This window comes from Cohaesibacter marisflavi (genome assembly GCF_900115225.1).
Lineage (GTDB): Bacteria > Pseudomonadota > Alphaproteobacteria > Rhizobiales > Cohaesibacteraceae > Cohaesibacter > Cohaesibacter marisflavi.
Window position 1 is genome coordinate 39,243 of sequence record NZ_FOVR01000015.1, and the last position, 25,129, is coordinate 64,371.

Consider the following 25,129-nt stretch of genomic DNA (forward strand, 5'->3'; position numbering starts at 1 on the left):
AGCAATGGAACAGACATCCCCGGATACGGCTACGGGCAATCCCGTCGCCCTTTCCATCGACGGGATCGACTTGCATTATGGCGCGGCACAGGCTCTCAGAAACATTTCTCTGGAGGTGGAAACTGCGAGAATTACCTGCGTTCTGGGACGCAACGGGGTTGGTAAAACCTCCATGTTGCGCGCCATTGTCGGGCAACATCCGGTGAGCAAGGGCAAGATCATTCTGGGTGGGCATGATGTCACCAAGGCCCCGCCCTATGCCCGCGCTGGTCGCGGCATCGCCTATGTGCCTCAGGGGCGCGAAATCTTTCCCCAGCTGACGGTGCGGGAAAATCTCGAAGTGGGCTATGCCCGTCTGCCGCGCAAGCAAAGGTTTGTTGAAGAAGAAATCTTTGACCTTTTCCCGATTCTCAAAGACATGCTCTCGCGTCGGGGCGGCGATCTTTCGGGCGGACAACAGCAGCAATTGGCCATTGGCAGGGCATTGGTCACCCGCCCTAACATTCTGGTATTGGATGAACCGACCGAGGGCATCCAGCCCTCCATCATCAAGGATATCGGCCGCGCCATCACCTACCTCAAAGAGGAAAAGGGAATCGCAATTCTATTGGTCGAACAATATCTTGATTTCTGTCGTGAGCTGGCGGATGTTGTCCATATCATGGACCGGGGCGAGATCGTGCATTCAGGTCCTGCCGAAGATTTGGACAAGGAACATGTACGCAACCATCTCACCGTCTAATGCTCCTTCTGAGGCTAGTTCTGGCGCAGTGTCTGCGCAAAGGACGAGCGGCACCGGTCGTGTCAGTTTCAAAGCCAATGACGAGGGGCAGACCAAACTGGATCGCCTCTACCAGCAGGGGTGCGCCAAGATTCGTTTGCCCAAGGTTTATGGTGGCAAGGCAGCCGAGGCCGTTCTGATCAACAGCGCTGGGGGGCTTACCGGCGGCGATGTGGTCAACTGGCATGCCACCGCTGCAAGCGATACCTATGCGGTGCTGACCACACAGGCCTGCGAGAAAATCTACAAGGCCGACAGCGATGTCGCTCGCGTTGGCAACCATCTGAGCGTGGCCGATGGCGCCCGCCTCGACTGGCTGCCACAGGAAACCATTCTTTATGACCGCGCAGGCCTTGCGCGCTCCCTTGATGTGCATCTGGAAGGCAGCGCCCGGTTTCTGGCCGTGGAAAGCCTGCTGCTGGGGCGCATCGCCATGGGAGAAGCCCTTCACAGCCTTGCCTTCAGCGACAATTGGCGCATTCACAGGGACGGTAAACTGATCCACGCTGAAGCCCAGCGCCTTGAAGGCGACGTGGCGCATATCGGTGCAGCGGATGCTGTCTTGTCTGGTCATCTGGCGCTCGCCACCCTTTGTTATATCGGGCCCGAGGAGAGCGATGCGATGACCGCGCTGATGGAAAGTGGCCGCACCCTTATGGCGCCCTTTGAGGGCTGTTCCGTTGGGCTTTCGAGCTTTAACGGCAAAATTCTTGCACGCCTTACGGCAATAAACGGCATGGCGCTGCGCGCAGCGCTCATCCCATTGATTTCACATTTCCGGACCGGGGAACCTCTCCCGCGTGTCTGGACGACCTGAACAGGAGAGGAAGCGTCATGAATTTGACCCCGAGAGAGAAGGACAAACTTCTCATCGCCATGGCTGCAATGGTGGCCCGCCGACGCCTTGAAAGGGGCGTTAAGCTCAACCATCCCGAAGCGGTAGCGCTCATCACCGACTTTATCGTGGAAGGCGCGCGCGACGGGCGCACCGTTGCCGACCTGATGGAAGCGGGAGCCCACATAATCAGCCGGGCTGAGGTGATGGAAGGCATTGCCGAAATGATCCATGACATTCAGGTGGAAGCCACTTTCCCCGACGGGGTGAAGCTGGTTACCGTCCACGAACCGATCCGCTAAGGAGGACACCATGATTCCGGGTGAAATCATCACAGCTGCAGGCGACATTGAACTCAATGCCGGTCTGGAGGTCACCGAACTGGACGTCTCCAACACGGGCGACCGTCCGGTGCAGGTTGGCTCCCACTATCATTTCTATGAAACCAACCCATCCCTGTCCTTTGATCGCGACGCCGCGCGTGGCAAGCGCCTCGACATCGCTTCGGGCACAGCGGTTCGCTTTGAGCCGGGCCAGACCCGCAAGGTCAAGCTGATCCCGCTTGAGGGCAACCGCGAGGTCCATGGCTTCCGTGCAGAAATCGGAGGGGCACTCTAATGGCATATACAATTTCCCGCGCTGCCTATGCAGACATGTTCGGCCCCACCACCGGCGACAAGGTGCGTCTGGCCGACACCGAGCTTTTCATTGAAGTCGAGAAGGACTTCACGACCTACGGCTCTGAAGTGAAATTCGGCGGCGGTAAGGTCATCCGTGATGGGATGGGCCAGTCTCAGGTCGCCCGTGCTGACGGCGCCGTGGATACAGTCATCACCAACGCCCTGATCGTTGATTATACCGGCATCTATAAAGCTGATATCGGCCTGAAAGACGGCACGATCTGTGGTATCGGCAAGGCAGGCAACCCGGACACCCAGTCCGGCGTGGACATCATCATCGGCCCGGGCACCGAAGCCATTGCAGGCGAAGGCAAGATCATCACCGCAGGCGGCATGGATGCCCATATCCACTTCATTTGCCCTCAGCAGATCGAAGAAGCGCTGATGTCCGGCATCACCACCATGCTTGGCGGCGGCACCGGTCCGGCCCATGGCACGCTGGCAACCACCTGCACGCCGGGGCCATGGCACATTGCCCGCATGATCGAAGCCTCCGACGCCTTCCCTATGAACCTTGCCTATGCGGGCAAGGGTAATGCCTCCAAGACCAAGGCGCTGGAAGAAATGCTGCTGGGTGGCGCAGCGGCCCTGAAGCTGCATGAAGACTGGGGGACCACGCCTTCGGCCATCGACACCTGCCTGTCGGCAGCCGATGCATTCGACGTGCAGGTAATGATCCACACCGACACGCTCAATGAATCCGGTTTTGTGGAAAGCACTGTTGATGCCTTCAAGGGCCGTACCATCCATGCCTTCCATACCGAAGGTGCAGGCGGCGGCCATGCTCCGGACATCATCAAGATATGCGGCATGGACAATGTGCTGCCATCGTCCACCAACCCGACCCGTCCCTACACTGCCAACACCATCGCCGAGCATCTCGACATGCTGATGGTCTGCCACCATCTGGATGCCAACATCCCGGAAGACGTGGCCTTCGCTGAAAGCCGTATCCGCAAGGAAACCATCGCGGCGGAAGACATCCTGCATGACATGGGCGCCTTTTCGATCATCTCATCGGACAGTCAGGCCATGGGCCGTGTTGGCGAGGTGATCATCCGCACCTGGCAGACAGCGGACAAGATGAAGAAGCAGCGCGGCAAGCTGAATGTCGAGACCGGTGACAATGACAATGAGCGCGTCAAGCGCTACATCGCCAAATACACCATCAACCCGGCCATCGCGCAGGGCATGAGCAAGCATATCGGCTCCATCGAAGTGGGCAAACGCGCCGACCTCGTGATGTGGGATCCGGCCTTCTTCGGCGCCAAGCCAAATATGGTGCTGATCGGCGGTTCGATTGCTGCCGCGCCGATGGGTGATCCGAATGCCTCCATCCCGACACCACAGCCGGTGCATTACCGCCCGATGTTCGGTGCCTTCGGCAAGGCCCTGACCAACAGCTCGGTGACCTTCGTATCACAGGCTGCGCTGGATAATGGGCTTCCGGACAAGCTGGGCACAGCCAAGCAGATGGTTGCGGTCGAGAATACCCGCAGCGGCATTTCCAAGGCGTCCATGAAGCTCAATGATGCCACGCCGGAAATCTCTGTCGATCCGGAAACTTATGAAGTACGCGCCGATGGTGAGATTCTCACCTGCGAGCCAGCCAGCGAATTGCCTATGGCCCAGCGCTACTTCCTGTTCTGATCCGGCTCTTGCCCGACAGACACATACGCCATCATATCCCTGCCCGGGCCAGCCCATGCAGGGATATGTCTTGAAAGGATAGGACATGCCGATATTAAAAGCGGGCAGCATTCTGCCAAAGTGTAGCTACTCTCAGGACGCCTTTGACACCATCACGCTGGATGAAGAAGACCGCTACCGTCGCCGCATTCAGCTGACCAGCGACAATGGCCTTGATTTCATGCTATCGCTGGCCAAAGCCACGCGCATGGACCATGGTGATGGCCTGCTGCTGGAAGACGGGCGTGTCATCAAGGTGTTGGCAAGACCTGAAGAGCTATATGAGGTGCGCGCGGAAAGCCCGCTGGCGCTGTTGCAACTGGCATGGCATCTAGGCAACCGTCATCAGCCGGTGGAGATTTATGAAGACCACTTGCGTATTCGCAAGGATGCCGTAATCGCTGACATGCTGGAAGGTCTGGGTGGCAATCTGGGTGCCGTGACGGCTCCCTTCTCGCCCATGAGCGGTGCCTATGTCAGCAAATCAGCGGGAGCTCACAGTCATCATCATGGACATGGGCATGGACATGACCATGGGCACAGCCACGACACTGCGCATTCCTATGGCCATTCTCATGATCACTCCCATGATCAGGAGCCCCATGAGCATTGATCCCGAGACCATCGCTGAGCCTTGCGTGCTTGCCAACTCTGCCCATCAGCAGGGAACGGTCCTGTTGCGCCTGTTGACTTGGCTCTCCCCTGCCTTTCCCCTTGGCACCTTCAGCTACAGCCATGGGCTGGAAACCGCGATCAGTGAGGGGATTTGCCATGACATGGGCAGCGTTGGCGACTGGATTGAACATCTCGTCACCATGGGCAGCGCAAAGAGCGACGCCATATTACTGGCTCATGCCTGGCGCATTGGGTCGAGCGACATGAATGCCCTGATTGAGCTGAATGATCTGGCTTTGGCCTTATCGGCCAGCAAGGAACGCCATGTGGAGATCAGCCAGCAGGGCATGGCCTTCTTCAAGGCAAGTGCGGCATGGCCGACCAGATTGCAAGAACAGATCAGACAGGCCGAGCCGGACGCCATCGCTCTCCCCATCATCATGGGCGCCACAGCCAAAGAACATGGCATCGATCTTGGCACCATTCTGCCTGCGAGCCTGCATGCCTTCGCCTCGAATCTTATTTCCGTTGCCATGCGGCTGGTTCCACTCGGCCAGTCCGACGGGCTGAAATTGCAGGCGCGTCTGGAAGCGGCAATCCTTGCCAGCGCCGACGACGCTGCTGCAGCTGACCTTGAGGATCTGGGGTCGAGCTGCTTTCATTCCGATATTGCCGCCATGCGGCACGAGACGCTTTATACAAGGATTTTCCGGTCATGACTTCACACAGCACCCCAGACAGCTACGCAGGACCGATGCGCATTGGCATCGGCGGACCGGTCGGCTCGGGCAAGACGACGCTTACCGAAAAGCTCTGCCTTGCCATGCGTGACCGCTTTTCCATTGGTGTTGTCACCAATGACATCTACACCAAGGAAGATGCCGAAGCGCTGGTGCGCAAACAGGCCCTGTCAGAGGATCGCATCATAGGTATCGAGACCGGCGGCTGCCCCCATACGGCCATTCGCGAAGATGCCTCGATCAATCTGGCGGCCGTCGATGAACTCTGCGCCCGGCATAAGGATCTCGATTTCATCTTCATCGAATCGGGTGGCGACAATCTGGCGGCGACCTTCTCACCCGACCTTGCCGACCTGACGGTGTATCTCATTTCGGTCGCGCAGGGCGACGACATCCCGCGCAAGGGCGGACCAGCCATTTCACGCTCGGACCTGCTTCTGATCAACAAGTCCGATCTGGCCCCCTATGTCGGAGCGGATCTTGACCGCATGAAGGAAGACGCAAAGACCGTAAGAGGGGGCAAGGCTCATCTCTTTACCGATCTCTCGCGCGGGGTCGGCGTGGACGATGTGGTTGCGTTCCTTTGCAAGAAATCCGGACTAGAGCTGGAATAGGCCGATCAGCGCAGCAGGCATGAAAAAAGGCTCGCACAGGATGCGGGCCTTTTCCATTTGGAGCGATGCTTGATCATATCATCTGATCTTGGGCTTAGCCTTTTTGCGCAGCCTTGTACCAGTTGATGATCGTCCGGCGCTCTTCCGGCTCCATGAAGGTCACATTAGCCGGCGGCATGGCGTTGGTTGCGCCCGCATTGATATAGATTTCCCGCGCAGCTCGAATAATGCGTGTCTCATTGTCGAGGTGAATGCCGCGGGGCGCAGTGCCGATGCCTTCCCACGCCACTTCGTCTGCATGGCACATGGAGCAGCGGCTAATGACGATATCGGTCACCTCTTCAAAGCCTGCCGCATTGGCATATTTCATTTCATAATCAGAGAGCGTTTGGCTGAGTTCTTGCTCCTCATCCATATAGTCCTCATCGCTTTCATAGATGGTCGGAATGAGCGAAATCCAGACAATCGCAAGGAACAGAACAATGGTTGCCGGTATGGTCCAGTAAGGGTTGCCCTTGCGGGCATGGCGGGTGTTGAACCAATGCCGGATGGTGACACCCATCAGGAACACCAGCGCCGCGATCACCCAGTTATAGGGCGAGGCAAAGGCCAGCGGATAGTGATTGGATAGCATCAGGAAGATCACCGGCAGGGTGAGATAGTTGTTATGGGTCGAGCGCAGCTTGGCGATCTTGCCATATTTGGGGTCCGGCGTGCGGCCTGCCTTGAGGTCGGCCACCACGATCTTCTGATTGGGAATGATGATGAAGAACACATTCGCCGTCATGATGGTCGCGGTGAAGGCCCCCAGATGCAGCAGCACGGCGCGTCCGGTGAAGACATGATTATAGCCCCAGCCCATGGCCACCAGCAGCACAAACAGCAAAACCATCAAAAGCGTCGGCTTTGCATCAAGGCTTGATTTGCAGAGGAAATCATAAACCAGCCAGCCGATGGTCAGGGAACCGGCGGAAATGAGAACGGCCTGCCAGACCTCCAGCTCCATTTTGGACTGGTCGATCAGAAACAGATTGGCTCCGGCCCAATAGGTCACCATGAGCAGCGCCGCACCGGACAGCCAGGTGGAATAGCTCTCCCATTTGAACCAAGTCAGATGCTCGGGCATATGCTCGGGCGCAACGAGGAACTTGCGGATATGGTAGAAGCCGCCGCCATGCACCTGCCATTCTTCGCCATGGGCGCCGACCGGCAGATTGGGGGCCTTGCGCAAGCCCAGATCCAGCGCGATAAAATAAAAGCTCGATCCAATCCAGGCGATCGCGGTGATCACATGGGTCCAGCGGACGGCAAATTCCAGCCAGGACCAGATGAGCGGTTGCAACAAGTCAAAATCAAGCATCCCAAAACTCCAAATTCAATCTTTTGCTCCCCCTCTGGCGACCTCTATAAGGCCTTTTTGTCACTCTATTGCAGCGTCGTATTTTCTGGTATGAAGAAAAAGACTGATCAGATTCAAAAAAAACAAGAAAAAGCGATGGCCATACGCCATGTCCTATTTTGATAATATTAAAACCTTCGTTCGTGTTTTTGAACTTGGCTCCATGTCGGCTGCCGCCCGCGACCAGCGGATTTCGCCCGCCGTGGCTTCGGCCCGCATTTCACAGCTGGAAGACCATCTCAATGTGCGTCTGTTCCAGCGCACAACCCGCATGTTGACCCCGACCGAGCAGGGCAAACTGTTCTATCCTGGCGCCTGCCGCATCCTTGAAACCATCGAGGAAGCCGAAGCGCTCGTTTCCAGTGTTACACTCAAACCGCGCGGCTCCATTCATGTGTCTGCCCCCCTTGGCATCGGGCGACGGCTGGTGGCCCCTGCCGTGCCGGACTTCAAGAAACAATTCCCGCTCATCGATGTGCGCATGCGCCTTTCAGATCGCAAGCTGGATGTGGCTGCCGAGGGACTGGACGTGGCCTTCTTCCTTGGTGTGCCTGAGGATTCCAACCTGCGGATTCGCAAGATCGCCGATTGCCGCCGTGTGCTCTGTGCCTCTCCCTCCTATATCGAAACCCATGGTGAACCAGAGAATGGTGAAGCGCTGGCCGGACCGGATCATGCCTGCCTCAATCTGCGCTATCCCGGTGCGCCGGAGTTTCAATGGCCCTTGCAGACCGAAGATGGCGTAAAGCGCTTTGCCGTATCCGGCCCGTTCGAATCAGACGACGGCGACGTGCTGACGGACTGGGCGCTGCATGGTCATGGCATCATTCTGAAGCCGGAATTTGAAGTTTTGCACTATTTACGCACCGGTCAGCTGGTACCGATCCTGACCCAGACGCCGCCAATCCCGATCCAGATGGCCTGCCTTTATTCTCATCGTCGGCGGCAGGACCCCAAGATTCGCCTGTTTATCGACTTCATCGCAGGCCATATTCGCACAGTGCTGGCCGAGCAGGAAAAAGAACAACAGACCGACTAGCGTGAGACGCCTTCTGCCTGCGCATTCCGTACTGGCTAACTGCCCCGATAGGTGGAATAGCCATAGGGGGAAAGCAGCAGCGGCACATGATAGTGGCTTTCTTCGCTCATACCGAAGCGGATGGGAATAGTGTCCAGAAAGCGCGGCTCCTTCTGCATCCCCTCTGCCTCATCAAGATAGGCTCCTGCATAGAAAACAAGCTCATAGATGCCGGGTGAGAACTCTTCTCTCGGCAGGATGGCCCCATCTGTACGACCATCTTCATTGGTGATTTTGGTTGCCAGCAACGTGCGAGTCTCTCCCTCAAGCCGATAAAGCTCAATGGCCATGCCCACTGCAGGGCACCCGCGCGCCGTATCCAATATGTGGGTTGTTAGATATCCCGCCATTTATCACCATCCTTGCTTCATCTTTTCGTTTACACGAGCGCCGGTTTGCGCCCCTCACGCATTGCGCGCAAGCATATGGAATTGCATCATAATAGCATCCATTTTGAATACACTCCTTCATTATGCATAAATACCTATCGGAATTTCAAGAAAATGTGATCATATTTTAATGCTATAGAAGGAAATGGAATTAAGGAGCCGCAAGGAACCAAAATGAATAAGACGTCGACACGATATTTGCGCAATATGTCCGGCTACGGACCAACCCCACCCGCAGCCCGCTGGCCCAGCGGCGCAAAGATTGCCGTGCAATTTGTGATCAACTATGAAGAAGGCGGTGAAAACTGCATTCTTCATGGCGATGCAGCTTCCGAAGCATTCCTATCTGAAATCGTGGGTGCAGCCCAATGGCCCGGCCAGCGTCATTGGAACATGGAATCCATCTATGAATATGGCGCGCGCGCTGGCTTCTGGCGCCTTCATCGCCTGTTCACCTCCATGGGCATTCCAGCCACAGTTTATGGTGTGGCTTCAGCTTTGGCACGCAGCCCCGAGCAAGTCGCAGCCATGCAGGAAGCCGACTGGGAAATTGCCAGCCACGGCCTGAAGTGGATCGAGTATAAAGACGCCGACCCGGAAAACGAAAAAGCCGACATGCTGGAGGCCATTCGTCTGCATGAGGAGGTCACGGGCGCCAAACCTCTCGGTTGGTATACGGGCCGTTGCTCGGACAACACCGTGACGCTCGCCAGCGAGATTGGCATCTTCGATTATATCTCCGATATCTATGACGATGATCTGCCTTACTGGATTGAGGCGGGAGAGCGGGACCAGCTTTTGATCCCCTATACGCTCGACTGCAACGACATGCGCTTTGCAACGGCGCAAGGCTTCAACTCCGGCGACCAGTATTTTGCCTATCTCAAGGACACGTTCGATTGCCTTTATGAGGAAGGCGAGGCCGGAACACCCAAGATGATGAATATCGGCCTGCATTGTCGCCTCGTGGGGCGGCCAGGACGGGTCATGGCGCTCAAGCGTTTCATGGAGTATGCGCAGTCGAAAGGCGATGTCTGGTTTGCCCGCCGCATCGATATTGCCCGCCATTGGCAAGAGGCCCATCCACCCGTTCGCTTCGAACGCCCCAGCCAGATGGACGAAACCCGCTTTGTCTCTCTTTACGGCGGCATCTTTGAGCATAGCCCATGGATCGCCGAGCGCGCCTTTGCCCTTGAGCTTGGCCCTAGTCATGATACGGCCGTCGGCCTGCACAGCGCGCTCTGCCGCGCCTTCCGCGCGTCTTCGAAAGAAGAAAAGCTGTCGGTTCTCAAGGCTCATCCGGATCTGGCAGGCAAACTGGCCGCAGCCAAGCAATTGACAGCAGACTCCACCTCTGAACAGGCCAGCGCCGGGCTTGATGTGCTTTCCGACGAAGAGCGTGCCCAGTTCATGGCCATGAACAAGACCTATATGGACAAACATGGCTTTCCTTTCATCATCGCCGTGCGCGACCATGACAAGGCCAGCATCCTTGAGGCCTTTACCCAGCGCATCGAGAATGACAGCGACACCGAATTTGCCACCGCTTGCAAACAGGTCGAGCGCATCGCCTTCTATCGCGTGAGCGATAGCCTTACAGGAGGCGCGCGATGAGCGATGAGGCCATCATGATTGCTCCGCTGAGCGCGGAAGCCTTCGCACCCTTTGGTGATATTCTGGAGGCGAACGGCGCCCCCACGAAGATCATCAATCAGGGTTTTTGCGGGCGCTATCATGATCTGGCCGAGCTGGATTTTGTTGCCAGCGGAGATGAGGACGGTCGCGCTGGTATTTCGCTGTTTGATGCCCAGCCGCGGTCCCTTCCCTATTGCCTCGAGATGGTCGAGCGCCATCCGCTCGGCTCACAAGCCTTCCTGCCCATGAGCATGAATGCCTTTCTGGTGATCGTGGCGCCTGATGAAGGGGGCAAGCCCGGCAGGCCACTGGCCTTTGAAACAAACCCCGGACAGGGCATTAATTTTTACCGCAATGTCTGGCATGGCGTGCTGACGCCGCTCAAGGCACCGGGGCTCTTTGCCGTGGTCGACCGGATCGGTAACGCGGACAATCTTGAAGAATACTGGTTCGAGGAACCCTATTGGGTGGCCACGAGCCCAAAGACAAAAAAACAGAAGCAATCAAAATAATAAGACAAGAAGTCACCGGAGGAAAGACAACATCCGTTGAGGGGTAACATGATGAAGAACAGTTCAATCGGCACTCCGGAGCAGCTCCGGGATCCAAATTACACACCACCATTGCTCAAGGCCATTCCTTTGGGCATCCAGCATGTTCTGGCGATGTTCATCGCCAACGTGACGCCCGCGATCATCGTCGCAGGGGCTGCCGGCTTTGGCTTTGGCTCAAACAGCCCGGACTTTCCAGAGCTGCTTTACATGATCCAGATGTCCATGCTGATTGCTGGCGTGGCAACCCTGCTGCAAACCATCACGCTTGGGCCTGTGGGCGCGGCGCTGCCTGTAGTTCAGGGCACCAGCTTTGCCTTCCTGCCCGTGATGATTCCACTGGTTGCTGGCAAGGGCATTGATGGCATGGCGGCGCTCTATACGGGCATTTTCGTCGGCGGCCTGTTTCATGCCTTCCTTGGCCTGTTCATCGGCAAGATCCGCTTTGCCCTGCCGCCATTGGTCACGGGCCTTGTGGTCATGATGATCGGTCTGGCACTGATCAAGGTCGGCATTCAATATTCTGCAGGTGGCGCCCATATGGTTGGCAAGCCTGAATTCGGCACGCTCACCAGCTGGGCCTGTGCTGCGGTTGTGATCCTCGTCACGCTCGGCCTTAAATTCTATGCGCGTGGCATGTGGGCCATTTCGGCCGTTCTTCTCGGCCTCATTGCCGGTTATGTCTTTGCCATCGGCATTGGCAAACTGTCTCCAGCCGCCATTGCCGGCTCCTGGAACAATGCTTCCGCCTTCGCTCTGCCGATGCCGTTCAAATATGGCTTTGAAATGTCCTTTGCTGCCATCATCGGTTTCTGTCTGATGGCTGTTGTTTCCGCCATTGAAACCGTGGGCGATGTCTCCGGCATTACCAAGGGTGGTGCTGGCCGTGAAGCAACCGACAAGGAAATCGCCGGTGCAACTTATGCCGACGGTCTGGGCACAGCTGTGGCCGGTATCTTCGGTGGACTGCCAAACACCTCCTTCTCACAGAATGTGGGTCTGGTTGCCATCACCGGCGTCATGAGCCGCCATGTGGTCACCTTCGGTGCGATCTTCCTGATCATCTGCGGCCTCGTCCCGAAAGTGGGCAGCCTCATCCGCACCATTCCGATTGAAGTGCTCGGCGGCGGCGTTGTCGTGATGTTCGGCATGGTCGTGGCGTCCGGTATCTCCATGCTGGCTGACGTCAACTGGAACCGCCGCAACATGGTGATCTTCGCCATTGCCTTGTCTGTTGGTCTGGGTCTGCAGTTGGAGCCAAGCGCCTTGCAATATGTTCCAGGCACCCTGAAGGTGCTGCTGACCTCTGGTCTGTTGCCTGCGGCTCTGATTGCTGTCGTGCTCAATCTGATCCTGCCAGAAGAGCTGGCTGCGGAATCCACCGAAGAGGTCTCCGGTGGCATGGCCGGTCACAATCCGGAAGTTCAGCCCGGCGAGTGATCGCAACATTTGAATATTGAAAATCAAAAGCCCGCCGAGATCTCGGTGGGCTTTTTTATTGCCTTGATGATGCCGTGGGAATTTCAGGGCTGCTCGGACTGAGACTCTTCACTCAGCTTTGCGGGCAACAGAACGGTGAGCAGTTCGGCGGCGACCATGGCCGCAATCACCTCTGGCCTCTTGTCGCGGACCATCTCATGCGCCCCGATGGGGCAGATCAGTGCGGCAAGCCGGTTTGCAGCAAGAGTTGGCTCTTCGCGCTTCAGCCAATGGCTGAAGGTGGCCCGCTTGCTCTTGGACCCGATCATGCCGACATAGGCCGCGTCCTTGCGCCCAAGCGCTTCACGAGCCAGCAGGAAATCAAGGGCATGATCATGGGTCAGGATCAGATAGGCGCTCGCCGGCGGAGCCGTGCGAATCTCTGCTTCGGGCAGGGCCGCGAGGCGTTGCTCTACGGGCACATCCACCAACGCCAATTCCTCTGCGCGGCTATCGATGAGGATTGGCTTTACGGGGATAAGGTGCAGCGCCCTTGCAAGCGCGCGCCCCACATGCCCGGCACCAAAGATATAGACATGGGGCTGGGCTTCCCGTTGCCGTTGTTCGGAAGCGATTTCGTCCGCTTTCAGCGCCTCATCCATCTGCGTGAAATGGAGCGACACCGCCCCTCCGCAGCATTGACCGATTTCGGGGCCAAGCGGCACATCCATCTGTTTGTTCGCTTCACCACGGGTCAGCATACGCCGGGCTTCATCAATGGCGATATATTCCAGCTGACCGCCACCGATGGTGCCATGCAAACCACCCGCAGACACATAAAGCGATGCACCGGCTTCGCGCGGCGTGGAGCCCTTGATCGCGCCAAGGGAAACTTTCACCACTCTCGCAGCCTCAAGGAAATGCGCCAGCCCCTTAGCCATCGCAGCGCCCCTTTTCCATCAGCTTGTCGATGGCCAACAAAACACGCTCCGGCGTTGCGGGCGTATCCAGCCTTGGACAGATTTTATAATCGGCCACGCTGGCCACAGCCATGGAAAGAGCTTCCAGCACGGAAATCGCTAACATGAAGGGCGGTTCGCCTACCGCCTTGGAGCGTTTGATTGTGCGTTCGGCATTCTGGGACCACTCGGCCAGTTCAACATTGAAAATACGAGGAATATCGCTGGCCAACGGGATCTTGTAGGTGCTGGGCGCATGGGTTCTGAGCCGCCCGTCCTTGTCCCACCAAAGCTCCTCGGTGGTCAGCCAGCCCATGCCTTGCACGAAGGCGCCTTCCACCTGTCCCTGATCCAGTATCGGGTTAAGCGACTTGCCCACATCATGGATGATATCGGTGCGATCAATGACATATTCCCCCGTCAGGCGATTGACGGTCACTTCCGAAACCGCTGCACCATAGGCGAAATAGAAGAAAGGCCGTCCCTGCCCCTTGTCCCGATCCCAATGGATCTTGGGAGTCTTGTAAAAACCGGCGGCGGAAAGATGCACGCGCGCCAGATAGGCCTGCTTGATGACTTCATCAAACGAGAGAAGCTTTTCACCGATCTTCACCCGGTTGGGCAGAAAGGCAATCTCATCCTCTGCCACATCCCATTTCTCGCAGAGAAAGGCCACCAGCCGCCCCTTGATCTGATTGACCGCATCAAGCGCGGCCATACCATTGAGATCTGAGCCGGACGAGGCCGCCGTGGCGGATGTGTTGGGCACCTTTTCGGTGGTCGTGCTGGTGATCTTGATCCGCTCGATGTCAACCTGAAAGGCATCGGCCACCACCTGTGCCACCTTGGTGTTGAGCCCCTGCCCCATCTCCGTGCCGCCATGGTTGAGCTGGATCGAGCCGTCGGAATAGACGTGAATGAGGCTGCCGGCCTGATTGAAGTGGGTGGCGGTAAAAGAAATGCCGAATTTGACCGGTGTCAGCGCCAGCCCCTTGCGACAAAGCCCGTGGCTGGCGTTGGCCTTGGCGTTATAGGTCAGAATATCGACGCGGCGGGCCTGATAGTCGGACTTGGCCTCCATCTCCTCGATGAGGCGCGGCAGGATATTGTCTTCCACCTGCTGATGGTAGGGCGTCAGATCCCGACCGGCATCGCCATAGAAATTGGCCTTGCGCACTTCCAGCGGATCCTTGCCCAGTGCGAAGGCGATTTCCTCGATCATCCGCTCGGCAACGACCACCCCTTGCGGCCCCCCAAAGCCACGAAAGGCGGTGTTGGACACGGTGTTGGTTTTCATCGGATGAGAGCGCAGCAGCACATTGGGGTAGAAATAGGCGTTGTCGGCGTGGAACAGCGCACGATCCGTCACCGGACCGGACAGGTCGGCGGCATATCCACAGCGCGCCATAAAATCGCCCTCCACGGCAGCAATCACTCCGTCCTCATCAAAGGCAACATCATAGTCGACGACAAAATCATGGCGCTTGCCGGTGGCCGTCATGTCATCATCCCGATCCGGGCGGATCTTGACCGGTTGGCCAAATTTGCGTGCGGCAAGGGCAGCGACAACACAGAAGATATTCATCTGCGATTCTTTGCCGCCAAAGCCACCGCCAAGGCGTCGCACCTCAACCGTCACGGAATGGGACGGGATACCGAGCACCTGCGCAACCATATGCTGGGCTTCGCTTGGATGCTGGGTAGAGGTGCGGATGAGCATATCCTCATCTTCCCCGGGAAGGGCAAAGGCAATCTGGCCTTCCAGATACATATGATCCTGCCCACCGATCCGCATCTGGCCCTTGATCCGGTTGGTAGCTCCGGCAAACCCCTTGATCACATCGCCCCGCTCCAGCTTGAGCGGCTTGGCAACATAGGGATATCCGGCTTCTTTGGCCTCAAGCGCGTCTATCTGTGCAGGTAGGGGCTCACAGGTTATCTTGGCTTCCCTCGCAGCCCTGCGTGCTTCAGCTCGTGAGCGGGCGACCACGGCAAACAGGGGCTGACCGAGAAACTCGATCTCATCGGTGGGGAACACCGGTTCATCATCCAGATGGTTGGCGCTGATGTCATTATAGCCCGGAGCAATGATATCCTTGGCGGTGATTACTCCAACCACACCTTCCATGGCTAGACAGGCGTTCAAATCGATATCGACAAGCTTGGCGTGCGCTACATCGCTCAAGCCCAGATAGGCATGCAATGTGCCAATGGGTTCACGGGTGTCATCGGTATAGTCGGCCTGTCCGCTGACATGCTTTTGCGCCGATTCATGGGGGAGATTCTTATGCACTTGTCCGCGGATTGCGTCTTCGGTCTTGATATCCTGTTTCATTCAGCGGCCTCCAGAGGCATCGTCCCCTGTTTGTCATGCCAGAATTGTTCGAACAGATTCTTGGCAACGCGCATGCGATAGTCCGCGCTCGCCCTCATATCGCTGATGGGCTGGAAATCCAGAGGCAGGCAGTCAGCGGCTGCCAACATGGTTTCGCGCGTGAAGGGCTTGCCCTTGAGGGTGCGTTCCGCTTCGGCTGCCCGTTTGGGTGTTGCAGCCATGCCGCCAAAGGCGATACGGGCCTTGGTGATCAGGCCATCCGTAATGCCAAGATAAAAGGCCGCACACAACGAGGAAATGTCCTCATCGCGCCGCTTGGAAACCTTGTAGACCCCGTGCAGGCTATCTGGTGCGGGGATGGGAATACGAATGGCTTCAACAAAATCCCCCTCCCAGCGATCCTGTTTACCATAATCGATAAAGAAGTCCTCGAGCCGGATGATGCGTTGCTCCCAGCTTTTGCGCAGAACAAGATCTGCCCCGAGCGCAATCAGCACAGGCGGCATGTCTCCTATGGGCGAGCCATTGGCGATGTTGCCACCGATCGTGCCCATATTGCGGATCTGCGGACCGGCGATCCGGGTCCAGAAGGCATCCAGATGCGGGAAATATCCGCTCATGGCCTGCTTTGCCTCGCTATAAGTCACTCCCGCTCCGATGGTGATGTGCGATTGCGAGCAGATGACCGCCTTCATATCTTCCAGATGGGCAATGAAGATCAGCGTATGCAGATCCCGTATCTCTTTGGTCACCCATAGGCCAACATCCGTGCTGCCTGCCACGATTGTGGCATGAGGTTCTTCAAGACGCACATGGGAGAAATCATCCAGATTGGCGGGCAGGATGGCGCGTTTTCCTTCTGCCTCCAACACCACGCGGGCGCCGTCATGCAAATCGATGAGCCGTTTGAAATTGGTCTTTCTTTCCCGCTCCAGCCAATCGGAGAGCGGAGAGCCGTAATCGCTGATAGCAACGGCAGCCCTGATAATGGGGGCGTAGCCGGTGCAGCGGCAGAGATTGCCCTGCAGCGCCTCTTCGATCTGGCATCGCCCCGGTTCGGGGTTGGTCATCCAGAGTGCATAAAGGGACATCACGATGCCCGGCGTGCAGAAGCCACACTGGCTGCCGTGATGATCCACCATGGCCTGCTGCACGGGATGCAGTCCACCGTCTTCATCCTTCAGTGCTTCAACGGTTACCACATGGCATCCATCAAGGCTGGGCAGAAAGCGAATGCAGGCATTGACGGCCTCATACATGAGAGTGCCTTGAAAAAGCCGCCCCACAAGAATGGTGCATGCGCCGCAATCGCCTTCTGCGCATCCTTCCTTGGCTCCGATCAGACGTCTTTCAAGCCGCAAATAATCGAGCAATGTCTCCGTTGGCGAGCACTGATCAAGGGTGATCAGCTCATCATTGAGCCAGAAGCGGATGTCTTTGCGAATTGACGGCATAACCTGAACCTCCAGACAAGATGGAATGCCCAGAATCTACGCAAAACAATCTAATGATCAGCAATTGGGCAATAACAACTCTAGTCTACCGACATTCTTTCGTGAATGCCGAAAAAGCTACGACAGTTTCAGGATTTTACAAAAAATATGGAACAAACACCATGCAACTGATGCCTTATTGGCATCATTTAAAAGGCATGTGCCGGTTTACATCCTTATAAAGCAGATAGCGGAACTTGCCCGGCCCCCCCGCATAGCAGGCCTGCGGGCAGAAAGCTCTCAGCCACATATAGTCCCCGGCCTCGACTTCCACCCAATCCTGATTGAGTTTGTAGACCGCCTTGCCCTCCAGCACATAAAGGCCATGTTCCATGACATGGGTCTCCATGAAAGGAATGACCGCGCCGGGCTCGAAGGTCACGATGGTGATATGCATGTCATGGCTCATATCCTCAGGATCCATGAAACGGGTTGTCGCCCATTTGCCCTCGGTCTTGGGCATGGGGATAGGGGCAATGTCTTTCTCGTTGGCGAAAATGGGGTCTGGCGCTGATAGCCCGTCTACCGCCACATAGGCCTTGCGGAACCAGTGAAAGACGGCGGGTGCCTTGCCCGCATTCCTGATCGTCCAGTCTGTGCCTGCGGGGATAAAACCAAAGCCGCCCTCTTCTAGCGTCTGCTCTTCTCCTGCAACATTCAGAACAATGGCGCCACCAACCACAAACAGTGCCGCTTCGGCGCTGGCATCGGTTTCGGGTCGGTCTGAACCGCCCCCTTCTTCCAGCTCGACAATATAATGGGAAAAGCTCTCGGCAAAACCGGACATGGGGCGGGCCAACACCCACATGCGCATACCGCGCCAGAAGGGCAGTTGGCTGCAGACGATATCCCGCATGGTCCCATGCGGAATAACCGCATAGCTTGGGGTAAAGACAGCCTTGTCGGTTAAAAGCTGTGACTGAGGTGGCAATCCACCCTTTGGAATGTGGTATTTTTGCAAGGACATGCGGTCCCTTCCTTCACATCTATGCCCGAATAGGCCATCATAGATCGCGGTTCAAAGCTGCCTTCATCAAACAGTCTCAACCTCTTTTTGCCAACCACGATGATCGCTGCTTTGGAAAGAAGCATCTTCTTGAAATTTGATAAAATAAATGAAATTTTCGCCTTTTCAGAAGAGAACAGTTCCGTTCATAATCGCGCACCGCAGAACCGGGCGGTTCGCGTCACGCCAACTCATACTCTCGATTGCAGCAGGACCAAGAAAATGACCAGTAGATTGGATAAATTTGGATTACGGGTAGATCCGGCGCTTTGCGCTCTGGTGGAAAAGGAAATTCTACCCGGCACCGGTGTGGATTCCGGCATCTTCTGGAAAAGTCTTTCCGATACGGTCCGTTTGCTGACGCCGAGAAATATCGAGCTTCTGGCCAAGCGCGATGCGATGCAGCAACAGATTGACACCTGGTGCAAGGGCAACAGCGGACATGCCTTCAATCAGGGCTTCTATCGCGATTTTCTTGAAGATATCGGCTATTTGCTCCCTGAAGGCGAGGATTTTGAAATCACAACAGCTAATGTGGATGAAGAGATCGCCACGCTGGCCGGGCCGCAGTTGGTTGTGCCAGTGATGAATGCCCGCTTTGCACTCAATGCTGCCAACGCCCGTTGGGGTAGCCTGTATGATGCCCTTTATGGCACCAACGCCCTTGATCAATCAGGCGATCTCGCGCCGGGAAAAAGCCTCAATGAAGCCCGCGGACGCGCCGTCATTGCAAAGGCTTGTACCTTTCTGGACGAAGCCGTACCTCTGGCAACGGGGTCGCATGCCGATGTAGTCGTTTATGCCCTTAGCGCAGATAAAAGCACTCTGTCTGCCAGTTTTGCCGATGGCAACGTTACAACTCTTGGCGATGCATCCCAATATGCCGGCCATGTTGACGATAGATTGTTTCTGCTGAAAAACAATGGCCTGCATATCGAATTGCATATCGACAAGGGGCACCCGATCGGCAAGCTCTCCTCTGCTGGCGTGAAAGACATCATTATCGAATCCGCAATCAGTACCATTCAGGATTGTGAGGATTCCGTTGCTGCGGTTGATGCCGAGGATAAATGTCTGGCCTACCGCAACTGGCTTGGCCTGATGAAAGGTGACCTCAAGGACAGTTTTGAGAAGAACGGGCACATGATGACCCGAACCCTCAATCCGGACCGCACCTACGTTGCCCCTGATGGCAAACCACTGACCCTGCATGGTCGCAGCCTTTTGTTGGTGCGCAATGTCGGCCATCTGATGACCAATGACGCCATTCTGGACTGCTCGGGCAAGGCTATCTTCGAAGGCATCATGGATGCCTTCATCACGACCGCCTGTGCGCTGCATGATCTCAAGCGCAAGGGCAACAGCCGCACCGGCAGCATTTATATCGTCAAACCCAAGATGCACGGTCCTGAAGAGGTTGCCTTTGCAGAGGATCTCTTCTGTCAGGTGGAAGATGCCTTCTCGCTGCCGCGCAACACACTCAAGATCGGCGTCATGGATGAAGAACGCCGCACGACGATCAACCTCAAGGAATGCATCCGCGCTGTGAAGGATCGCATCGTCTTCATCAATACCGGTTTTCTGGATCGCACCGGCGATGAAATCCACACTTCGATGGAGTTGGGGCCCTTCCTTCCCAAGGACGAAATCAAGGCCCAGCCATGGATCGCGGCCTATGAGGACTGGAACGTCGATATTGGTCTGGAAACCGGCCTCAAGGGCAAGGCGCAGATCGGCAAGGGTATGTGGGCCAAGCCCGACGAAATGGCGGACATGATGGACAGTAAGATTGGCCATCCGAAAGCCGGTGCAAGCTGCGCCTGGGTGCCCTCGCCCACAGCAGCCACTTTGCACGCCACTCATTATCATCAGGTCAATGTGGCTTCGGTTCAGGACAGTCTCAATTCCCGTCCTCGTGCGGATCTGGACAAAATTCTCACAGTGCCTCTGCTGGGCCTGCGCGAGCTGGATGCCGAGACCATCCAGAAAGAGCTGGATAACAACCTGCAGGGTATTCTGGGCTATGTGGTACGCTGGATTGATCAGGGCATAGGCTGCTCCAAAGTACCTGACATCAACAATGTGGGCCTGATGGAAGACCGCGCCACCTTGCGCATTTCCAGCCAGCATGTCGCCAACTGGCTCTATCATGAGTTGGTCGACGCCGATCAGGTTCTGGAAACCATGAAGCGCATGGCGTTGATTGTGGACGGGCAGAATGCAGGGGATCCTGCCTACACCCCGATGGGTGGCAATTTCGATGGCTCTGTTGCCTTTCAGGCGGCATGTGATCTGGTCTTCAAGGGCAGAGAGCAACCGAGCGGCTATACCGAGCCGCTGCTACACTCCCGCCGCAGAGAGGCTAAACAGCTGGTGAGCTAGATACAGCCTAAAAGGAAACGGCTATGAAGCCCCGCCATCTGGCGGGGCTTTTTGCTTTCCGCAAACGGCAGATGATACCGGAATTCGTATGTCCGCCCAGAAGAAAGCGGATACAATCGGTTACAATAATGGGCTAAATGTTACTTGAAACGGCCACAAACCGATAAGATAAAAGTATAACTTTGTACATATTTGCCCCATACGGACAAACCAGATGAAACATATTTTAAGCCTGATCGCTGCGGCGATTCTCATATTTGCTGCCTATATTTATCAATTTGGAATGCCCGCGGGCATCTCTGCCCTCTTTTCAGATAAAACCGACCAGACCGCGTCCGGGCAACAGGGCGGAGCGCCACAAGCCAATAGTGGCCGACGCGCCAGAGGCTCCAGCGCCACCTATGTTACGCTGGCTGACGTGGCTTTCCGGCCCTATGAAGATACATTCAGCTCCATCGGCACGGGTGTCGCCAAGCAGAGTGTCACGCTGGTCTCTGAAGTGTCCGGCCAAATCAAACAGGTCATGTTTGAAGGCACCCCGCAAGTGTCCGCCGGTGATGTTCTGTTGCAGCTGGAAAATACCAGCCAACGCATCAATGTTGAAATCGCCCAGGCGAACCTGTCTCAGGCAGAAGACACCCTAGAGCGCTATAATCTGCTGCAATCGCGCAATAGCGGCATCGTGACAGCCACGAGCATGAAGGAGTCCGAATCGGCAGTGGCCGTTACGCGCGGCAATCTGGCTCTCGCCCAGAAAGAGCTTGAAGACCGCACGATCAAGAGCCCGATTGATGGTCGCCTCGGGCTGGTGGAATGGGAGGTTGGTGATTTTCTCTCCAATGGGGCTGAAATTGTCGACATCAACAATACGGAAACCATTCTCGTCACGTTCGAACTGCCAGAGCGCGCCATGAATTTGTTGGAGTTGGACAAAGACGTATTCGCAACGACACCGGCCATCAATGGCAAGATATTCAACGGCAAGATCATCGCCTTTGACAGCACCATCGACGAAACCACCCGTACGATCACAGTCAAGGCAGAAATCGACAATCATGAAGGGCGCCTCTGGCCCGGCATGACCTTTGAAGTGATGCTGCGCCAAGCAACCGAACCGCTGGCAGCCGTGCCCGCCATGGCGCTGACATGGACGCGTGATGGCACGCAGGTCTGGCTGGCTGAAGAAGGCAAGGTGCGGGCTGTTCCCGTCATTTTCCGCTATCGGCAGGATGATACCATCTGGATCGAGAGCGATGACCTCAAGCAAGGCACGAAAGTGGTCGTGGAAGGCGTGCAGAAGCTGCGCCCGGGCGCGTCCATTGTGGCTGAAGAGACCTCGCCCCCTTCCTCCGACGCCCCATCCCCATCTGCGGAGTAACCTAGATGTCGAACAAGCATGTTGAAGGCATGACGCGCATCTTTGTTGCCCGTCCCATTCTGGCCTTCGTACTCAACCTGTTGATCATCATTGCCGGTATTGCGGCGCTCTCGGGTGTCGAAGTGCGCGAAATGCCTGACGTTGACAAACCGTCTTTGTCCATTCGCACCAATTATGACGGCGCTTCGGCCGAAGTGGTCGACAGGGAAATCACATCGGTGCTGGAAGATGCCTTCGGGGCGCTGGATGGCGTCAAGGGTATTTCTTCCACCTCTAGCTATGGCCGCAGCCGCATCACGCTGGACCTGAACAGCGATAGCGACGTGGATATTGCCGCCAACGAAGCGCGCGAGATCGTCTCCCAGACCATGCGCCAGTTGCCTGATGATGTGGAAGATCCGACCGTGCGCAAAAGCAATGCAGATGCCGATCCGATCATTCGCCTTGCGCTTTCGGGCAACAAGAGCCTTGCCGAGCTGACGACCCTCGCCGAGGGCCAGATCACCGACAGGCTTAATCTGGTGGAAGGCATTGCCGAAATCACGGTGACCGGTGCCAAGGCCAATGAGTTCCGCATCAATGTCTCCATGCCCGCGCTGCTGGCCCGTGGATTGACGCTCAATGACATCAGCACCACACTCAGAACCCTGCGCAATGACTATTCGCTGGGCTCGGTTGATAGCGACACGAGCACGACGACGCTCCGTTCTGTCAATCCGGACGTCACGGCTGAAATGATCGGCAAACTGCGTATCAACGCAACCACCTATGTGTCCGACATCGCCAATGTGCAGTTGACAGGCGAAGACACAACACAGGCCGCGCGCGTCAATGGCCGCCCATCTATCGGCCTCGATATCGTGCGCCAGTCTGTCGGCAACACGCTGACAATCTCGCAGGATGTGCGGCAGGCAGTCGAAGAACTACAGGGGCAGTTGCCTGAAGGCGTTGCCCTGACAACCACCACCGATGACGGTATCTTCATCGAGGGCTCCATTCAGGAGGTAACCAAATCCATCCTGCTGGCCGTGGCCATCGTGATTGTCGTGATCTTCCTGTTCTTGCGCTCCTGGCGGGCCACCATCATTCCGGCCATTGCCATTCCGGTTGCCCTGATCGGGACGCTTGCGGCCATCTGGATCGTCGGATTTTCGGTCAACACCATCAGCCTGTTGGCTCTCGTGCTTGCCACCGGCATGGTGGTGGACGATGCCATTGTGGTGGTGGAGAATATCGTACGTCGCCGCCATGAGGGCGAAGGCGCGCGTTTTGCTGCCGTAACGGGCACCAACGAGGTGTTTTTCGCGGTGATCTCCACCACGGCAACGCTGGCCGCCGTGTTCATTCCCATTTCCTTCCTGCCCGGACAGGCGGGCGGCGTGTTTTCCGAGTTCGGCTTCGTGCTCGCCTTCTGCGTCACCCTGTCTTCTCTTGTGGCCCTCACCATGGCGCCAATGCTGGCGTCCATTCTCGATCCGGGCAAGCCATCCCGAAAGATGCTGGCAGCCAGCGAAAAGGACGACTATTTCGAGGACAGCCTGCCCAAGAAGCTGTTCCTGAAGGTCATCGACAAGGCCATACGCTTCCCGCTGCTGACCATCGGTATCGCCATTGCCTTTGCCGTCTTTGCCATCGGGGCTGCGCAGAATCTCACCAGCACCCTGACGCCATCCGAAGACCGGGGCATGTTCTTCATGATTGTCTCCGGACCGGTTGGTGGGGCCAATGACTATATGAACGAGCAGACAGAACAGGTGGAAGAGATTCTCGCTCCCTATCGCGACAGCGGCGAGATCACATCCGTATTGAGCCTGATTGGCCGCGGCGGCGGTACCCGCGCCTTCGTAATTGTCCGTCTGGCCAACTGGGCGGATCGAGAACGCGACCAGCAGGCGATTCTGGCTGAATTGAACCGCAAATTCACCCAGATTCCAGGCATTCGCGTCATCGCCCGCTCGGGCAACTCGCTCGGCATTCGCGGCGGTGGCTCTGGGCTCAGTTTCGCGGTTACAGGGAACGATTATCCAAGGTTGGTAGAAGGCGCGGACACGCTGATTGCCGCCATGGAACAAGATCCCACCTTCACCAACCCGCAACTGCGCTCCAATGATACCTCCCTACAGATCAGCGTAGACATTGACAGAGACCGGGCGCTTGAGCTGGGCATCACACCGGACACAGTCGCCGACACCATTTCGGCGGTAACGCAGGGATTGACCCCGACCTCGGTTTTCATCGACGGGGAAGAGGTTGATCTCACTGTCAATCCCGATGGGGGCTGGCCGGTCAATGATGCCAGCGATCTGGAGCGCATGTTTGCCCGTACCAGCGAGGGCAACATCATTCCGCTTTCCTCGGTTGCCACCTTCCAGCAGGTGCTCAGTCAGGCATCTTATGCGCGAGAAGGCGGCTCATTGGCGATTTCCATCAACGCCAATCTGCCCCAAGGGGTAGATCTGGGACAGGCGGTTGAGCGCATGCGTGCCATCGCGCAAGATGTCCTGCCCCAAGGCACCAGCGTAACCCTGCTTGGCGAAGCCGCCGAGCTGGATTCGGGACGGGCCGGAACCCTGCTGATCTTCGGCATTGCCGCGATCATCGTGTTCCTTGTTCTTGCCGCCCAGTTTGAAAGCTTCGTCTCGGCGCTGATCATCATGATCACAGTGCCGTTTGGCCTTGCGGCCGCCATGCTGGCGATCCTGATCACGGGCGGAACGCTCAACTATTACAGCCAGATCGGCCTTGTGATGTTGATCGGTGTGATGGCCAAAAACGGCATTCTGATCGTGGAATTTGCAAACCAGCTGCGCGAGCGGGGACAGGATATCGACAGCGCCATCCGCGATGCCGTCAGCCTGCGTATTCGTCCGGTGATGATGACCATGGTGTCCACCGTCTTTGGCGGCTTGCCTCTGATCCTGACCTCGGGCGCCGGAGCAGAGGCACGCATCGCGGTCGGCTGGGTCGTGGTGGGCGGTTTGGGCTTTGCCACCCTGTTCACCCTTTTCCTTATTCCTGTTCTCTATCGCTGGATTGCCCCCTTGGGCGGAGAACCGGGCGCGGCCAGCCATCGGCTGGATCAGGAAGTGGCCTCTCATATTGGCTTGACGGACTAAAGCTTAGGACCTTGATGTGCAGGCATGCCAGAGCA

At 56.8% G+C, this 25,129-nt stretch carries 21 protein-coding genes; 15 read left to right on the plus strand and 6 right to left on the minus strand.

Annotation, left to right across the window (positions count from 1 at the left end; translation table 11 throughout):
- Nucleotides 1-4: 4 nt before the first annotated feature.
- The 8 genes from urtE (at nucleotide 5) to ureG (ending at nucleotide 5,954) form a co-directional block, all read left to right on the plus strand.
- Nucleotides 5-742, plus strand: coding sequence for an urea ABC transporter ATP-binding subunit UrtE (gene urtE / locus BM258_RS20600; protein ID WP_090075188.1), 738 nt, complete (start codon nucleotides 5-7; stop codon nucleotides 740-742).
- Nucleotides 717-1,598, plus strand: coding sequence for an urease accessory protein UreD (locus BM258_RS20605; RefSeq protein ID WP_090075128.1), 882 nt, complete (start codon nucleotides 717-719; stop codon nucleotides 1,596-1,598). The genes urtE and BM258_RS20605 overlap by 26 nt, the downstream gene beginning before the upstream one ends.
- 17 nt (nucleotides 1,599-1,615) lie before the next feature.
- A complete protein-coding gene (locus tag BM258_RS20610) occupies nucleotides 1,616-1,918 on the plus strand; it encodes an urease subunit gamma (protein WP_090075129.1) in 303 nt (100 codons plus the stop codon).
- A gap of 10 nt (nucleotides 1,919-1,928) precedes the next feature.
- Nucleotides 1,929-2,234, plus strand: a complete 306-nt coding sequence (locus tag BM258_RS20615; protein ID WP_090075130.1) for an urease subunit beta — start codon at nucleotides 1,929-1,931, stop codon at nucleotides 2,232-2,234.
- Complete coding sequence (gene ureC / locus BM258_RS20620; protein ID WP_090075131.1) at nucleotides 2,234-3,946, plus strand: urease subunit alpha; 1,713 nt, start codon at nucleotides 2,234-2,236, stop codon at nucleotides 3,944-3,946. Before BM258_RS20615 ends, ureC begins: the two co-directional genes overlap by 1 nt.
- Nucleotides 3,947-4,031: 85 nt before the next feature.
- Nucleotides 4,032-4,598, plus strand: coding sequence for an urease accessory protein UreE (locus tag BM258_RS20625; RefSeq protein WP_090075132.1), 567 nt, complete (start codon nucleotides 4,032-4,034; stop codon nucleotides 4,596-4,598).
- On the plus strand, nucleotides 4,507-5,319 hold the full coding sequence (locus tag BM258_RS20630; RefSeq protein ID WP_175528189.1) for an urease accessory protein UreF: 813 nt from the start codon (nucleotides 4,507-4,509) through the stop codon (nucleotides 5,317-5,319). The genes BM258_RS20625 and BM258_RS20630 overlap by 92 nt, the downstream gene beginning before the upstream one ends.
- On the plus strand, nucleotides 5,316-5,954 hold the full coding sequence (ureG, locus tag BM258_RS20635) for an urease accessory protein UreG (protein ID WP_244544796.1): 639 nt from the start codon (nucleotides 5,316-5,318) through the stop codon (nucleotides 5,952-5,954). The genes BM258_RS20630 and ureG overlap by 4 nt, the downstream gene beginning before the upstream one ends.
- A 94-nt stretch (nucleotides 5,955-6,048) precedes the next feature.
- Here the strand turns inward: ureG and BM258_RS20640 are convergent, their stop codons facing one another.
- On the minus strand, nucleotides 6,049-7,314 hold the full coding sequence (locus BM258_RS20640) for a urate hydroxylase PuuD (RefSeq protein WP_090075135.1): 1,266 nt from the start codon (nucleotides 7,312-7,314) through the stop codon (nucleotides 6,049-6,051).
- Nucleotides 7,315-7,462: 148 nt separating this feature from the next.
- On the opposite strand from BM258_RS20640, the gene BM258_RS20645 reads away from it, so the two are divergent.
- Nucleotides 7,463-8,392 carry a LysR family transcriptional regulator gene (locus BM258_RS20645; protein WP_090075136.1) on the plus strand — a complete coding sequence of 310 codons (930 nt, stop codon included), beginning with the start codon at nucleotides 7,463-7,465 and terminating at the stop codon, nucleotides 8,390-8,392.
- Nucleotides 8,393-8,427: 35 nt separating this feature from the next.
- On the opposite strand, the gene uraH is transcribed toward BM258_RS20645, so the two are convergent.
- Complete coding sequence (gene uraH, locus BM258_RS20650) at nucleotides 8,428-8,781, minus strand: hydroxyisourate hydrolase (protein ID WP_090075137.1); 354 nt, start codon at nucleotides 8,779-8,781, stop codon at nucleotides 8,428-8,430.
- A gap of 213 nt (nucleotides 8,782-8,994) precedes the next feature.
- On the opposite strand from uraH, the gene puuE reads away from it, so the two are divergent.
- The 3 genes from puuE to BM258_RS20665 are packed head-to-tail and all read left to right on the plus strand — an operon-like array spanning nucleotide 8,995 to nucleotide 12,446.
- Entirely contained in the window at nucleotides 8,995-10,434 is a 1,440-nt protein-coding gene (puuE, locus tag BM258_RS20655; protein WP_090075138.1) for an allantoinase PuuE, read from the plus strand.
- Complete coding sequence (locus BM258_RS20660; protein ID WP_090075139.1) at nucleotides 10,431-10,967, plus strand: ureidoglycolate lyase; 537 nt, start codon at nucleotides 10,431-10,433, stop codon at nucleotides 10,965-10,967. Before puuE ends, BM258_RS20660 begins: the two co-directional genes overlap by 4 nt.
- 51 nt (nucleotides 10,968-11,018) lie before the next feature.
- Nucleotides 11,019-12,446, plus strand: a complete 1,428-nt coding sequence (locus tag BM258_RS20665; protein WP_090075140.1) for a uracil-xanthine permease family protein — start codon at nucleotides 11,019-11,021, stop codon at nucleotides 12,444-12,446.
- 83 nt (nucleotides 12,447-12,529) lie between these two features.
- Here BM258_RS20665 and xdhC read toward each other — a convergent pair whose 3' ends face one another.
- The 4 genes from xdhC to BM258_RS20685 form a co-directional block, all read right to left on the minus strand.
- The gene (xdhC, locus tag BM258_RS20670) at nucleotides 12,530-13,366 is read right to left on the minus strand and encodes a xanthine dehydrogenase accessory protein XdhC (RefSeq protein WP_090075141.1); all 837 of its coding nucleotides are present in this window, start codon (nucleotides 13,364-13,366) and stop codon (nucleotides 12,530-12,532) included.
- Nucleotides 13,359-15,719 carry a xanthine dehydrogenase molybdopterin binding subunit gene (gene xdhB / locus BM258_RS20675; protein WP_090075142.1) on the minus strand — a complete coding sequence of 787 codons (2,361 nt, stop codon included), beginning with the start codon at nucleotides 15,717-15,719 and terminating at the stop codon, nucleotides 13,359-13,361. The genes xdhC and xdhB overlap by 8 nt, the downstream gene beginning before the upstream one ends.
- Nucleotides 15,716-17,173, minus strand: coding sequence for a xanthine dehydrogenase small subunit (gene xdhA, locus BM258_RS20680; RefSeq protein WP_090075143.1), 1,458 nt, complete (start codon nucleotides 17,171-17,173; stop codon nucleotides 15,716-15,718). The genes xdhB and xdhA overlap by 4 nt, the downstream gene beginning before the upstream one ends.
- Nucleotides 17,174-17,357: 184 nt before the next feature.
- Complete coding sequence (locus tag BM258_RS20685) at nucleotides 17,358-18,173, minus strand: bifunctional allantoicase/(S)-ureidoglycine aminohydrolase (protein ID WP_210186831.1); 816 nt, start codon at nucleotides 18,171-18,173, stop codon at nucleotides 17,358-17,360.
- 267 nt (nucleotides 18,174-18,440) lie between these two features.
- Here BM258_RS20685 and BM258_RS20690 point away from each other — a divergent pair, with 267 nt between their 5' ends.
- The 3 genes from BM258_RS20690 (at nucleotide 18,441) to BM258_RS20700 (ending at nucleotide 25,094) form a co-directional block, all read left to right on the plus strand.
- On the plus strand, nucleotides 18,441-20,600 hold the full coding sequence (locus BM258_RS20690) for a malate synthase G (protein ID WP_090075189.1): 2,160 nt from the start codon (nucleotides 18,441-18,443) through the stop codon (nucleotides 20,598-20,600).
- Nucleotides 20,601-20,814: 214 nt separating this feature from the next.
- Entirely contained in the window at nucleotides 20,815-21,978 is a 1,164-nt protein-coding gene (locus BM258_RS20695; protein WP_090075145.1) for an efflux RND transporter periplasmic adaptor subunit, read from the plus strand.
- Nucleotides 21,979-21,983: 5 nt separating this feature from the next.
- On the plus strand, nucleotides 21,984-25,094 hold the full coding sequence (locus BM258_RS20700; RefSeq protein ID WP_090075146.1) for an efflux RND transporter permease subunit: 3,111 nt from the start codon (nucleotides 21,984-21,986) through the stop codon (nucleotides 25,092-25,094).
- Nucleotides 25,095-25,129: the final 35 nt, after the last annotated feature.

Bases quoted from the DNA above. Each gene is read 5' to 3' on its own strand.
- puuE (WP_090075138.1), top strand. From the start codon at position 8,995: ATGAATAAGACGTCGACACGATATTTGCGCAATATGTCCGGCTACGGA.
- ureG (WP_244544796.1), top strand. From the start codon at position 5,316: ATGACTTCACACAGCACCCCAGACAGCTACGCAGGACCGATGCGCATT.
- BM258_RS20660 (WP_090075139.1), top strand. From the start codon at position 10,431: ATGAGCGATGAGGCCATCATGATTGCTCCGCTGAGCGCGGAAGCCTTC.
- BM258_RS20695 (WP_090075145.1), top strand. From the start codon at position 20,815: ATGAAACATATTTTAAGCCTGATCGCTGCGGCGATTCTCATATTTGCT.
- xdhA (WP_090075143.1), bottom strand. From the start codon at position 17,173: ATGCCGTCAATTCGCAAAGACATCCGCTTCTGGCTCAATGATGAGCTG.
- uraH (WP_090075137.1), bottom strand. From the start codon at position 8,781: ATGGCGGGATATCTAACAACCCACATATTGGATACGGCGCGCGGGTGC.
- BM258_RS20615 (WP_090075130.1), top strand. From the start codon at position 1,929: ATGATTCCGGGTGAAATCATCACAGCTGCAGGCGACATTGAACTCAAT.
- ureC (WP_090075131.1), top strand. From the start codon at position 2,234: ATGGCATATACAATTTCCCGCGCTGCCTATGCAGACATGTTCGGCCCC.
- BM258_RS20630 (WP_175528189.1), top strand. From the start codon at position 4,507: ATGGACATGACCATGGGCACAGCCACGACACTGCGCATTCCTATGGCC.
- BM258_RS20645 (WP_090075136.1), top strand. From the start codon at position 7,463: ATGTCCTATTTTGATAATATTAAAACCTTCGTTCGTGTTTTTGAACTT.
- BM258_RS20690 (WP_090075189.1), top strand. From the start codon at position 18,441: ATGACCAGTAGATTGGATAAATTTGGATTACGGGTAGATCCGGCGCTT.
- urtE (WP_090075188.1), top strand. From the start codon at position 5: ATGGAACAGACATCCCCGGATACGGCTACGGGCAATCCCGTCGCCCTT.
- xdhB (WP_090075142.1), bottom strand. From the start codon at position 15,719: ATGAAACAGGATATCAAGACCGAAGACGCAATCCGCGGACAAGTGCAT.
- xdhC (WP_090075141.1), bottom strand. From the start codon at position 13,366: ATGGCTAAGGGGCTGGCGCATTTCCTTGAGGCTGCGAGAGTGGTGAAA.
- BM258_RS20640 (WP_090075135.1), bottom strand. From the start codon at position 7,314: ATGCTTGATTTTGACTTGTTGCAACCGCTCATCTGGTCCTGGCTGGAA.
- BM258_RS20665 (WP_090075140.1), top strand. From the start codon at position 11,019: ATGAAGAACAGTTCAATCGGCACTCCGGAGCAGCTCCGGGATCCAAAT.
- BM258_RS20700 (WP_090075146.1), top strand. From the start codon at position 21,984: ATGTCGAACAAGCATGTTGAAGGCATGACGCGCATCTTTGTTGCCCGT.
- BM258_RS20610 (WP_090075129.1), top strand. From the start codon at position 1,616: ATGAATTTGACCCCGAGAGAGAAGGACAAACTTCTCATCGCCATGGCT.
- BM258_RS20605 (WP_090075128.1), top strand. From the start codon at position 717: ATGTACGCAACCATCTCACCGTCTAATGCTCCTTCTGAGGCTAGTTCT.
- BM258_RS20625 (WP_090075132.1), top strand. From the start codon at position 4,032: ATGCCGATATTAAAAGCGGGCAGCATTCTGCCAAAGTGTAGCTACTCT.